The organism is Tenebrionibacter intestinalis, from assembly GCF_016632365.1.
GTDB classification, from domain to species: Bacteria; Pseudomonadota; Gammaproteobacteria; order Enterobacterales; family Enterobacteriaceae; genus Tenebrionibacter; species Tenebrionibacter intestinalis.
The window spans coordinates 1-13927 of the sequence record NZ_JAEPBH010000061.1 but is presented as its reverse complement, the minus strand read 5'-3'; the positions used below and the strand labels follow the sequence as shown (position 1 = coordinate 13927).

Sequence of the window (13927 nt, the reverse complement as noted above, 5' to 3'; positions counted from 1 at the left end):
CCTCAAAGTGATCTACTATTCCGCGCAGCTATTTAGTTGGCGCGAATATCACGCCTGATATCGCCACCGGTATTGGAAAATGGCGCTACAGCGATTTTAAGCGCGCCATGTCAGAGGGGATCGGCCATAACGGCAAGCGGCTTTATGGCGCAATGCCGTTTACTGCCTATACCAAAGTTACAGATGAAGATAACCGCGCTATCTGGGCCTATTTGCAAACGCTCACGCCTGTTCGCCAATGGGTTGAAACGAACCAGCTTCCCTTCCCCTTTAATATACGCGCCAGCCTTATTGTCTGGAACTGGCTGAACGCTGACAAAGGCGAATACCAGCCTGATCTGTCAAAATCAGCCGAATGGAATCGCGGCGCATACATTGTGCAGGGGCTTGGCCACTGTGGAACCTGCCACACGCCCAAAAATATCCTCGGCGGCGATAAAAACGAGCGGTTCCTGCAAGGGGCGGAAGTTGAAAACTGGTGGGCGCCAAACATTACCGGCGCAAACCACGACGGCCTGGGCCGCTGGAGCATACAGGACATCAAAGATTATCTGCGCGATGGCATAAATCGCTATGACAGCGCTTCCGGCCCAATGGCCGAAGAGGTAAAAAACGCCTCGCAGCACTGGAAAGACGCCGATTTACAGGCTGTCGCGGTATACCTCAAATCATTAAAAGATAATGAGAAACAACCGCCAACAGCGCTAAAGCCGGATAATCCGCAAATGGTGACCGGCAAGGCTATCTATTTTGATCGCTGCTCGGCATGCCATACGTCAACCGGCAAAGGCGAGAAAAATATTTTTCCGCAGCTTGCCAACAGCGCGCCCATTAACGCGCAACAGCCGGTATCGCTTATGCGCGTTGTGCTGGCTGGCAGCCGCGGCGCGGATACCCCTACACATCCGACTGCTCCCGCTATGCCCTCTTTTGCTGCAACGATGAACGATCGGCAAATTGCCGATGTATTGACGTATATCCGCAATAGTTGGGGTAATGCGGCGTCTGCTGTCAGCGCAAGCGACGTACAAAAGATGCGTGAAAAACTCAAGGAGTAATGCCGAAACGCTGCGTGGCCCCATCCAGGCCGCCACGCAGCGCTGTACGCGACCAAACGCCCCCGTTGAAATAAATTATGTACTTTGCACCGCACAGTGGGATCTGTTTGCTCCCCGGCGCCAGACAAATCGCCATGCCATTCAACCTCCGCCTTCCGTCCAGTGGGTTTTAGCGGTTAAACGCAAGCCCGCATATCATTAGCAGGTTGGAACATCATGCGGCGCGTTTTTTTCTACGCCGATGTACATCTCAATTTCCCATACGCCGCTAGCGCCGTCGTTGAGGTAAAGTTCAAAACAAGGAGCGTCTCGGAATATATAGCCTTTATCGGCCTCAAGAGCAGCAAAAAAATCTAACCACGGCGTGGTGAAATCACTATTTTTCACCCTGGCGCTCGCTACGGCGAACAACCCGCCTTCAAGGCGCGTTTTGATAACGCCTTCGCTGTTGGCCGGGATCACAAAATCATCCGGCACCGCTACAGAGGTATTGCAACTCAGCTTTTCTGGCGGCGTAACTTCCGGGTTGTCAAAATATACAGCTATCCACTGCGCTGCAGGATACTGCTGACTTTTCACCCAGGCATAAAGCTGCTCAAACCCCTGTTTAACAGTACGTTCCCACGGCCCAACCAGGTGAAAACCGGCTAGCGTACGTGGCGCAATAACCTTAATCTGGTATTTCATCATGTCTCCCGGCCAATATTTGGCTGTGTATTTATACAGATAAAATCAAATGCTTGATTTCCTTACAATACGCAAAGCTGAAATTTGCCGGCGGCATCCCATGATTGTGGTTAAATTTTCATCCTGTTGCACCCTAACAGTTACAGGAATAGGTACGGCAAGATATAGCGCTCCCTCCCGGCTTCAATAGCGCTATATTCACTTTCTGTGCGGCGGCTTATAACCTGCTGAGACGGTTGATAAACGCCTGAACAAATGACGACAACCCAAAACGTCAGTAAAACACGTCAATAATTTTAAGCCATTAGCCGCAAAGTGCGTTTTGTCCTCCTGGTGAGCAATGAAGGCAGGCGGCTTCCTGCTTCAGGTTTTTAACAGTAAGTACAGAGTCCGCGTACCAGGCCTGTGCCAGATACGCCCCTTCCGGCTTGATATAGCTTCAAACGCGCACAAAATCATCAATAAATTTACTCTCCGCGCTATGTTTTAACTTTTTGAAAAAGAGCAGTGCGGTTTACCTTATCAGCGGTAAAAAACCAAGGAACACCCATAAGATACAACCGTTTACTTCGCAATAAAAAATAACGCTATTTTCTTAAGGGTTATCTGATAGATTTACTACAGAAATTTCCTACTCTCCGCGCAGGTGCACAATTTACTACAAAAAATTCACGCGGTTCAGGTATATTACGCTGCGATAAAAGAGCAATCGAATGTAAAAGGTTACGTATGATTAAATATCCCTTTCTGGCGCTCTGCGCCTTCATGCTTTCCGCCTGCGCTTGCGGTGGGAAAATCTCGGATATTGATGTAGGGATGTCAAAGCAGGAAATCATTTCGAAAATGGGCACGCCCGATAAAAGTTATCAGGACGGTGAAATGGAAGTGCTCACTTATATGAACAAAAGGCAAAAAAGCTGGAGTCTTAATAAATATGATTATCGCATAGTATTAATTAACGATACTACCGCACAAATCGGCCCGGAAATCGCGAAAAATGCCGGTTAGCCGACAGGTTGATAATTTATGGCCTCAAGCGCTATCGTAGATAAACTTTAAAAAAACACTATTTACGATAGCCCATAAATTTAATCCATGCGAACCAGTTCACGCCAGACGGAATAATTACGCTATTGTGTTGCGGCTTAATTCAGCTTTCGCAACTTAGTTCGCCTGCAGCAAACATCGCCATGTTTAATAATTACCAACCCGCCAACTTGTGTTGAGGGCTTATATTTGGCAGAACAATGATTCCAGCTTCGTGTTTGATATGGCAAAATCTCGTTATAGAGAAAATAAAAGTGGTGTTTATATATAAACACCAGCCTACCAGACACTCCCCATCTTTAACCGTTTACTTCCTGTAATAGCACTTCTCCCCCAATTAATTATTTTATATGTAATAAGCGGAATATTTCTCTGAAGTAATTGGCGTATTTAATTACACAAAATGTTAACATAGGTCTCTAACTTAACCTCTGCCCCTCTTTATCCTTATGAATATTGACACTTGCTCAAACTGAAGGTATTATAGCTTCGGTAAAATACCGAGGCTTGGATACAGAATACAATCTGTAATGCCGAGACCCAGTGAAAATACCTGGTTAGCGTTATCAGTTAAACTCAACAATAAGTAATTAACGCGAAAAATATAGCGCCATTATTTTTAGAAACAGGCACGGATTCAGGCGCCACTGCTGGAAATGAAAGCGGACTAATCAGCAATTATTTTAAATACAAGCAACAACGAATGCACGATTGCGCCAGTATTTAAAGACGGTATAATACCCTCCCATCCATTATTGAATTGCAGGCAACATCACTATGGACAACGCAGTAAAATACATTATCAGCAATGAATATCAAAAGCAGCAAGAAAATAGCCCTCTGCGCGATGTTGTCTATTGCATAGATAAAAATTTTCTGTTAGGCGCCGGGGTGTCTGCCACTTCTATTCTTATTAACAGTAAAGAAAAATATAATTTCCATTTTTTCACAGATTATATAGATAATCATACCCTGGAAAAATTCAATTTACTGGCAAAGAATTTCGAAACTAACGTTTACATTTATTTTATTGACAGCGCCGCATTTACCAAATTCCCTGTGCGTGCGAAATGGTCGGTGGCGACTTATTATCGGTTTATCGCATTCCATTATTTATCTGATAAAACACACGCGCTATATCTTGATGCAGACGTCATCTGTAAAAGCTGCCCTGATGAACTATTTCAGTTGGATCTTACCGGCAAATTTGCCGCGATTATACCCGATCTTGATAAAGTACAGGAAAAGTGCGAAGCACGCCTGGGGGTTACCGGGCTGGCTGGCAAATACTTTAATGCAGGCGTCATTTATATCAACCTGAGCGAATGGCAAAAACAGCATTTTAGTGAAAAGGCGATTTCTATGCTTTCCGACAAAAGCAAGGAATTCAGCTTTCTTGATCAGGATGTCTTGAATATTTTATTCCAGGGAAATTGCGTAATATTAGACAACAAATACAATCAAATTTACGATGCGGCCTATCACTTCGGCTTAAAAAGCCTCAGTAATTACAAAGAAACAATTACTGATGAAACAATATTTATACATTACACAAGCGGTTCAAAACCGTGGCTACAGTGGATGCGTTACCCTTCATCAACCTATTTCGATATTGCATGGAAACAATCTCCCTGGTCGAACGAACCTTTGCTGGATGCGCATAACGCAAATTTACTCAAATCACGCTCTAAGCATGAGTTTAGCCAGAAAAATTATCTCCGTGGCATCTGGACTCAAGTCAGATATATCACAAAAAAACTCAGTGATAAGTTATCTTAAATACAGAAGGTTACCCTCCCTGTAGCGGGTATATTTTCCGTTTAATGGCCGCCCGGCATGATGCGCTGATAATGTGCCGGGCAGATGTGCCGCAACCAGGCATGGCAGCGCCCCGGTATGAATTTCTCTGGCATGACGCAATGAGGCGAAGAGCATGGCAGGTTGCTGGCATTTATAAAAAGCAACGCGTCATTATTGAACCTTTAAACCGCAGACGCCGGCTGGAGATGCTGTATTTTAACGGTATGAAATACAAAATAACGTAGCAGAACATACAGGGCATTAAAAAGAAACGCGCCCCTGTCTCTCCAAATGGCCTGACGCCCGAGAATTGCGTCAACGAATTGTTTGCCTTATAAGCCCTTCCCGGCACCCCGGCGCCGTTACTTCTACCCCGCCCCCTGAATTTTGGCTTATCGTGTAGCAAACGCAGCCTATGCCACCGTCTGCCACAAAATAATTTTTGTATACAACCATAAACCTGATGATGTACTCATCACCCGTTGTACAGATAAAATGGCGAAGGTGATATGCAATCAACCAACCGTAAGCATATAAAAACCGCACCGCCAGTAAGAACCAGAAGTGGCGCGTCATACCGATATATTAAGAGGAAACCAAAAACCGTGAACGACAAACACAATCAGCCAAGCTTCCTCTTTCACGATTACGAAACGTTTGGCACCAGCGCAACGCTGGACAGACCCGCGCAGTTTGCTGCCATTCGTACCGATGCCAATTTCAATATTATTAGCGAGCCCGAGGTTTTTTACTGTAAACCGGCCGACGATTACCTTCCGCAGCCAGAAGCCGTTATGATTACCGGCATTACACCCCAGCAGGCGCTGGCGCGCGGCGACAGCGAAGCGCGTTTCGCTGAACGCATTCATGAACTGTTTACCGTACCAAACACCTGTATCGTAGGATATAACAATATTCGCTTCGACGACGAAGTCACGCGCAATATTTTCTATCGCAATTTTTATGATCCCTATGCGTGGAGCTGGCAAAACCGCAATTCCCGCTGGGATTTACTTGATGTTATGCGCGCCTGCTATGCGCTACGCCCGGACGGCATCAACTGGCCAAAGAATGACGAAGGTTTGCCAAGTTTCCGCCTCGAGCACCTCACTGCCGCTAACGGTGTTGAACACGCAAACGCCCACGACGCAATGGCAGATGTTTACGCTACCATCGCAATGGCGCAACGGGTAAAAACATGTCAACCGCGCCTGTTTGACTACCTTTATGCATATCGCAATAAACAAAAGCTGGCAACGCTCATTGACATTCCACAGATGAAACCGCTGGTACATGTCTCGGGAATGTTCGGCGCCTCACGCGCTAACACCAGCCTGATTGCACCGCTGGCCTGGCATCCCGACAACCGTAATGCAGTGATTACTGTCGATTTGGCAGGCGACATATCGCCATTGCTGGAGCTTGATGCCGACGCGCTGCGAGAACGTCTTTATACGCCAGGGTCCGCGCTGGGTAGTAACGCTGCGGTGCCTGTTAAGCTGGTACACCTTAATAAATGCCCGGTGCTCGCGCAGGCAAATACGCTACGCCCGCAGGACGCCGAACGCCTGGGTATTAATCATCAGCAGTGTATTGAAAACCTAAAACAACTCCTTTCAAATCCTCAGGTGCGAGAAAAAGTAATTGCATTGTACGCAGAAGCACCCCCTTTCATTACTTCTGACAATGTGGATACACAGCTCTATGATGGTTTTTTCAGCGACGCCGACCGCGCTGCAATGAAAATTGTACTGGCAACGCCGCCGCAGAACCTGCCTGCGCTTGATATTACATTTTTTGACAAGCGTATCGAGAAGTTATTGTTTAATTACCGGGGGCGCAATTTTCCCGGTACGCTGGATGAAACCGAGCAGCAGCGCTGGCTACAACATCGCCGTGAAATATTTACCCCGGAAAACTTACAGGCTTACGCCCGGGAGCTGGAGAGGCTTTACCACCAGTATCAGGACAATGCCGAAAAATTAGCGCTGGTAAAGGCGCTATACCAATATGCGCAGGAGTTGGTCGGTTAATCCATAAACCTAACGCTCGCGCGAGGAACTCTTCGCCCGCATGGTGGCAAAGGCTTCTGTTGCCGGTTTATCTCCGCTCGCGCGGGGAACACGCACCGAATGAAGTTTCTTCCCCCTGCAATGCCGGTTTATCCCCGCTCGCGCGGGGAACACAAGAATGTATTTCCCTCGGGAAAGTTAAAGAACGGTTTATCCCCGCTCGCGCGGGGAACACGGCGCGAATTTCGTGAAACGTTGGGCGCTGCTCGGTTTATCCCCGCTCGCGCGGGGAACACCCATTCTCAGCAAATGCTGCTATCCACTGGCGCGGTTTATCCCCGCTCGCGCGGGGAACACGGCGGTCAGTTCCTGATCCTGCTCGCGGCGACCGGTTTATCCCCGCTCGCGCGGGGAACACGGGCTGGTGATATTTTTCCCGTACATGCAGCCCGGTTTATCCCCGCTCGCGCGGGGAACACGAAAGAAGGTTAGGGATTACGATACTAACCCCCGGTTTATCCCCGCTCGCGCGGGGAACACGCCGCAACCGGCATGAGCCTGGCTAGCGAGAGTGGTTTATCCCCGCTCGCGCGGGGAACACATACGCGATACGGGCGTAAATAGCGCGGCTATCGGTTTATCCCCGCTCGCGCGGGGAACACATACGCGATACGGGCGTAAATAGCGCGGCTATCGGTTTATCCCCGCTCGCGCGGGGAACACACATTTGCGATTCAGCCGGCGAGCAATGTGGTCGGTTTATCCCCGCTCGCGCGGGGAACACTTTCCGTGGGAACATTAGCTGCTGGCTGTGCCCGGTTTATCCCCGCTCGCGCGGGGAACACTTTCCGTGGGAACATTAGCTGCTGGCTGTGCCCGGTTTATCCCCGCTCGCGCGGGGAACACCAGATAATCCACCAGCACCATTCCGACACGCCCGGTTTATCCCCGCTCGCGCGGGGAACACGCTGAGGTAATATAACCCAATATTTTCGAGGCCGGTTTATCCCCGCTCGCGCGGGGAACACATAAATCCGTTATCAATCATTTGATTAATCCACGGTTTATCCCCGCTCGCGCGGGGAACACTCACCTTAACTATAAGTAAACCCAGGAGCATCCGGTTTATCCCCGCTCGCGCGAGGAACACTCAATGGTTTGAGCCATCAGCATATAAAATTCCGGTTTATCCCCGCTCGCGCGGGGAACACCGATGGCTGCATATCCTGCGGAACTAAAATTACGGTTTATCCCCGCTCGCGCGGGGAACACTTTATCTCTGCCGGCAGCTTGTCGTATGCGCACGGTTTATCCCCGCTCGCGCGGGGAACACAGTGGTGCCCCCTCACTCCCAAAGAGAGGATCCGGTTTATCCCCGCTCGCGCGGGGAACACAATATTTCTGACAATTTCAGTGATGGATGTCGCGGTTTATCCCCGCTCGCGCGGGGAACACACATTTCTCAAACCAGCAAGGTTATTCGAGGGCGGTTTATCCCCGCTCGCGCGGGGAACACACCGACATCGCGCCCGCGTTTTACAAAATGGTCGGTTTATCCCCGCTCGCGCGGGGAACACCCTGCAACACTGTTACGGCCGCCATCAGTGCGCGGTTTATCCCCGCTCGCGCGGGGAACACGCAATTTGTTGCTGAAACTCCCCCCAGGCCCACGGTTTATCCCCGCTCGCGCGGGGAACACGTCATATGCAAGCACCATTGTTGTGAAATGTGCGGTTTATCCCCGCTCGCGCGGGGAACACAGCGATGCTGTCCAGGTCAGAGAGTAGCGTTTCGGTTTATCCCCGCTCGCGCGGGGAACACGTGCTGCTGAGTTGGCTGTAGAGCAAGGAAAGCGGTTTATCCCCGCTCGCGCGGGGAACACTATCTGTTTGGCAGTCGGCCATAGATAATCCTCGGTTTATCCCCGCTCGCGCGGGGAACACATTTCTGCGTTTAGCGACCATCAGAACCCCCCCGGTTTATCCCCGCTCGCGCGGGGAACACTGGAAACTACTGGAACTGACGCAGGGCAAGGACGGTTTATCCCCGCTCGCGCGGGGAACACCAAAGCATTTGAAAAACACGGTTTAAAAGTCACGGTTTATCCCCGCTCGCGCGGGGAACACACGACAAGCTGCCGCGGCGCATTGGCGACCTACGGTTTATCCCCGCTCGCGCGGGGAACACCGAATCGCTGATTCTGGAAGCCATCACTGAGTCGGTTTATCCCCGCTCGCGCGGGGAACACATAGCCAGGTCCTGCGCGGCTTTTTCCATGCGCGGTTTATCCCCGCTCGCGCGGGGAACACGATGCTGGTGAAAAGCCAGTTAGGCCATCCGACGGTTTATCCCCGCTCGCGCGGGGAACACCCATACGCCCTGATTAACCCCACCATTTACAACGGTTTATCCCCGCTCGCGCGGGGAACACCTCAGATACTAAGTCAGCTATACCCTGTAGCACGGTTTATCCCCGCTCGCGCGGGGAACACCGCGGGCGTCGCCGGGCAGATTGGCAGCATGGCGGTTTATCCCCGCTCGCGCGGGGAACACATTAAAATACTTCCTCAAATTCAATACTATAACGGTTTATCCCCGCTCGCGCGGGGAACACCTTTTTCCTGATTGTTTCAGTAACATCAACAGCGGTTTATCCCCGCTCGCGCGGGGAACACGGAACGGGAAAGACTGGTGATCTCGCTGCATTCGGTTTATCCCCGCTCGCGCGGGGAACACATCTCGAAGCTGGATTAGAGACTGACGGAGAGCGGTTTATCCCCGCTCGCGCGGGGAACACCAGTAGCATCGCTTTCCGGGCGGCATCCAGCCCGGTTTATCCCCGCTCGCGCGGGGAACACGAAAATAGGCTGGCCTTCGGTCAACATAATGTCGGTTTATCCCCGCTCGCGCGGGGAACACCGGCTCGCAGGTGTTGAACACCCGGAAACGGCCGGTTTATCCCCGCTCGCGCGGGGAACACGGGCGCATGGATATCCCGGCGATATGCGGAATCGGTTTATCCCCGCTCGCGCGGGGAACACATCGCCCCCCATTCCCGGAGCGCCCAAGAGCACGGTTTATCCCCGCTCGCGCGGGGAACACGTACCTCGTTTGTCATTGTGTAATGCCTCCATCGGTTTATCCCCGCTCGCGCGGGGAACACGCCGGTGACGTTGCGTATCTCGATACCGTATGCGGTTTATCCCCGCTCGCGCGGGGAACACGCTTCTACCTGCTCAATGGTATTGCTGATTTTCGGTTTATCCCCGCTCGCGCGGGGAACACTCGGTGTGGTGCGCCAGCATCAGCTCGAACAACGGTTTATCCCCGCTCGCGCGGGGAACACGTTTTAACTCAAGCGATTCTTCAATAAAAACCTGGTTTATCCCCGCTCGCGCGGGGAACACGCCGTCGTATGCCGACTTGCGCTGGCCAGTCAACGGTTTATCCCCGCTCGCGCGGGGAACACTTTCAGGCTGGCAAACGGCTTGCCGTTCTCAGCGGTTTATCCCCGCTCGCGCGGGGAACACTCATCTACCGCCCGGACACCATAATAGGGTTGCGGTTTATCCCCGCTCGCGCGGGGAACACGTTTATTACGTAAAAAGTCTATCACAAGTATACGGTTTATCCCCGCTCGCGCGGGGAACACCATCGTTCGCCAGTTTATGGCGACCGTATTTACGGTTTATCCCCGCTCGCGCGGGGAACACGCAGAATCAAAGTCGGCCAGTTGGCCGGATGCCGGTTTATCCCCGCTCGCGCGGGGAACACTGCCAGTGATCCAACGGCCATATTGCCCGCACCGGTTTATCCCCGCTCGCGCGGGGAACACTCTTACATAGCGGTTGAATGCCGTCTGAGCCTCGGTTTATCCCCGCTCGCGCGGGGAACACTTGCTGCCGCTTATGCTCGTCGCTATCTGCATCGGTTTATCCCCGCTCGCGCGGGGAACACGTATGTGAAAGGCACATTCAAAGTACCAAAGGCGGTTTATCCCCGCTCGCGCGGGGAACACAAGTTGCTGGGCAGCCTTGTTTGCCTGCTCTGCGGTTTATCCCCGCTCGCGCGGGGAACACTTATCAAAAACTGAAAACAGCCCGCGAATAACCGGTTTATCCCCGCTCGCGCGGGGAACACCAAATAAATCCGGGCTTGAGGTTATAGAAACCCGGTTTATCCCCGCTCGCGCGGGGAACACAAGACGATTCCCGCACTTCTGTAACTGGAATCCGGTTTATCCCCGCTCGCGCGGGGAACACTTTTCCGGTTTTTACCGGCGCTTTTGCAATAACGGTTTATCCCCGCTCGCGCGGGGAACACTCTACCCATTTCGTCACTGCTACCTCAGCAGGCGGTTTATCCCCGCTCGCGCGGGGAACACCAAATAAATCCGGGCTTGAGGTTATAGAAACCCGGTTTATCCCCGCTCGCGCGCGGAACACGGGTCGTGTTTTGCGCGTAACAAGGCCGTAACTGGTTTATCCCCGCTCGCGCGGGGAACACAGACGCTCATCCGTAGCGATCGCGTTGATGTCCGGTTTATCCCCGCTCGCGCGGGGAACACCTCAATCTTCGATAACAGTTTTGGTTTTTTCTCGGTTTATCCCCGCTCGCGCGGGGAACACTACGGCAGCCCCCAGTCAGTATTAATCACCGTCGGTTTATCCCCGCTCGCGCGGGGAACACGGAGCATCGGCGCAACATCTTCGACGGTCACGCGGTTTATCCCCGCTCGCGCGGGGAACACCTTTCATGTGCTGGTAAAGCTCATCCATTTGCCGGTTTATCCCCGCTCGCGCGGGGAACACTACTCAATGTGGTGCTCGGATTTGTTGCAGTACGGTTTATCCCCGCTCGCGCGGGGAACACGGACATGAAAATGACTAACTCCATAACAGTACCGGTTTATCCCCGCTCGCGCGGGGAACACGATAACCCTGAAAACCTCCAGCGGCGTCTTACCGGTTTATCCCCGCTCGCGCGGGGAACACCTATCAGTCGCCATTGCCGGTCGTTGAACTGGCGGTTTATCCCCGCTCGCGCGGGGAACACCAGCGAAATCCCGTCATATGCGAAAACATTCACTGGTTTATCCCCGCTCGCGCGGGGAACACCCGCCGCCTTTGCCAACAAGCTCGTTAGTCACCGGTTTATCCCCGCTCGCGCGGGGAACACATATGCGTAGGTCAGGGCGTTGCTGTCCTCGCCGGTTTATCCCCGCTCGCGCGGGGAACACGCCAGCCAGCGAAGCCCCTCTACTGTATAATGCGGTTTATCCCCGCTCGCGCGGGGAACACTCGAGCGAATTGGGAAAGCGGCTGTTGACGCACGGTTTATCCCCGCTCGCGCGGGGAACACTTTAGCGCCACCGCCAGGCCGGAATAACCTGCCGGTTTATCCCCGCTCGCGCGGGGAACACAAGGCTTGTTTTTGGAAGCAGAAAGCCAAAAACGGTTTATCCCCGCTCGCGCGGGGAACACGTAAAACGACTCCGGCTTGAGCATGGCGATGACCGGTTTATCCCCGCTCGCGCGGGGAACACCGATTTCTCCCACGTGCTGGTTTCTTTGGCCTCGGTTTATCCCCGCTCGCGCGGGGAACACGCCCCAGGCACCAATCACGTCGTAGATGTAAACGGTTTATCCCCGCTCGCGCGGGGAACACTTGCTACCGGGTAAAGGCTGCACGTTTGCCAGCGGTTTATCCCCGCTCGCGCGGGGAACACCGAAACAAAGACGCTATACCCTCGCTCACCTCCGGTTTATCCCCGCTCGCGCGGGGAACACGCTTCTGGATGGAAGGGCCGGCAGCGGCATATCGGTTTATCCCCGCTCGCGCGGGGAACACCAGGTCAATGGCGGCGGCCTCGAACACACCGGCGGTTTATCCCCGCTCGCGCGGGGAACACTATTTTCCAGTTGGCTGGCGCGCCTGCGACAACGGTTTATCCCCGCTCGCGCGGGGAACACATCCTGATATGGCGCTTTTCAAGCATTCTTGCCGGTTTATCCCCGCTCGCGCGGGGAACACGTGGGAGCACTGGATATGCGCCATTTCGCTGGCGGTTTATCCCCGCTCGCGCGGGGAACACCCCTCACGACAACATCCGCGTCGGTAACGTAACGGTTTATCCCCGCTCGCGCGGGGAACACATCAGGTCAGAGATACTGTCCGTATCGTTGTTCGGTTTATCCCCGCTCGCGCGGGGAACACATACGTCTATGTCAGGGCAAGTAGGCGCAGCGCGGTTTATCCCCGCTCGCGCGGGGAACACTTCTTCGCCCGAGACCTGCTGACATCCAGTCGCGGTTTATCCCCGCTCGCGCGGGGAACACAAGGACAGGGGCGGCGGGTAATGATTTCAGTCCGGTTTATCCCCGCTCGCGCGGGGAACACGAGAAGGTTGTCGTTCATGATCCGCTTCATCACGGTTTATCCCCGCTCGCGCGGGGAACACCTCGTTCTCGTCGATTGCTGAAGCACCGAATGCGGTTTATCCCCGCTCGCGCGGGGAACACTGCGTCGGTAGCGGCTTTCGTTGCCGCTTGCGCGGTTTATCCCCGCTCGCGCGGGGAACACTCGTTGGTGTTGCAACACCAGCGGCTTTCACCCGGTTTATCCCCGCTCGCGCGGGGAACACGGGAATACCAGCCCCTCACCTCAGTCACTGTTCGGTTTATCCCCGCTCGCGCGGGGAACACTGCATGCAAAAGCTACCCTGCATGAACTCGACCGGTTTATCTCCGCTCGCGCGGGGAACACTCGCTGATGGCCGCATCGATAATACTGCCAACCGGTTTATCCCCGCTCGCGCGGGGAACACGGCTGTGGGTGCGTGAGACGTGGCAGGGGCCGCGGTTTATCCCCGCTCGCGCGGGGAACACTGCCTGGCTGAACTGAGTAATAACAGAGCTGGCGGTTTATCCCCGCTCGCGCGGGGAACACTTGCCGTTCTTCCTGGCGATACTCAAAATAGCCGGTTTATCCCCGCTCGCGCGGGGAACACACCTGCCATTCCAATAAACACCGTTTACCCCGCGGTTTATCCCCGCTCGCGCGGGGAACACTTCCAGCCCACTCGCGGGGTCAGGAAGAACGCCGGTTTATCCCCGCTCGCGCGGGGAACACGTTGAAAATTTGCATAACCCTGCCGTGTGGTACGGTTTATCCCCGCTCGCGCGGGGAACACTTTGGTATCCTCAAATCCCTGTGTCAGGAATTCGGTTTATCCCCGCTCGCGCGGGGAACACAATTTCGCTCTTCCCTGTACCACTCCAGAACGCGGTTTATCCCCGCTCGCGCGGGGAACACCGAAACAAA

General features: G+C 53.3%; 5 protein-coding genes and 1 CRISPR repeat array. Of the genes, 4 read left to right on the top strand and 1 reads right to left on the bottom strand.

Annotation, left to right across the window (positions count from 1 at the left end; all coding sequences use genetic code 11):
- The first annotated feature begins 107 nt into the window (after positions 1-107).
- Positions 108-1058 carry a c-type cytochrome gene (locus JJB97_RS16605; RefSeq protein ID WP_238715172.1) on the top strand — a complete coding sequence of 317 codons (951 nt, stop codon included), beginning with the start codon at positions 108-110 and terminating at the stop codon, positions 1056-1058.
- A 198-nt stretch (positions 1059-1256) separates the two neighbouring features.
- On the opposite strand, the gene sbmC is transcribed toward JJB97_RS16605, so the two are convergent.
- Positions 1257-1745 (bottom strand): DNA gyrase inhibitor SbmC, encoded by a 489-nt coding sequence (gene sbmC / locus JJB97_RS16600; protein ID WP_238715174.1) that lies wholly within the window; start codon positions 1743-1745, stop codon positions 1257-1259.
- A gap of 729 nt (positions 1746-2474) precedes the next feature.
- On the opposite strand from sbmC, the gene JJB97_RS16595 reads away from it, so the two are divergent.
- The 3 genes from JJB97_RS16595 (at position 2475) to sbcB (ending at position 6625) form a co-directional block, all read left to right on the top strand.
- Entirely contained in the window at positions 2475-2753 is a 279-nt protein-coding gene (locus JJB97_RS16595; protein ID WP_238715171.1) for a DUF3192 domain-containing protein, read from the top strand.
- Between the two features lie 816 nt (positions 2754-3569).
- The gene (locus JJB97_RS16590; RefSeq protein ID WP_238715170.1) at positions 3570-4571 is read left to right on the top strand and encodes a glycosyltransferase family 8 protein; all 1002 of its coding nucleotides are present in this window, start codon (positions 3570-3572) and stop codon (positions 4569-4571) included.
- A 626-nt stretch (positions 4572-5197) separates the two neighbouring features.
- Complete coding sequence (sbcB, locus tag JJB97_RS16585; protein ID WP_238715169.1) at positions 5198-6625, top strand: exodeoxyribonuclease I; 1428 nt, start codon at positions 5198-5200, stop codon at positions 6623-6625.
- A 63-nt stretch (positions 6626-6688) separates the two neighbouring features.
- Positions 6689-13918: direct repeats of the CRISPR family, unit length 29 nt; unit sequence CGGTTTATCCCCGCTCGCGCGGGGAACAC.
- Positions 13919-13927: the final 9 nt, after the last annotated feature.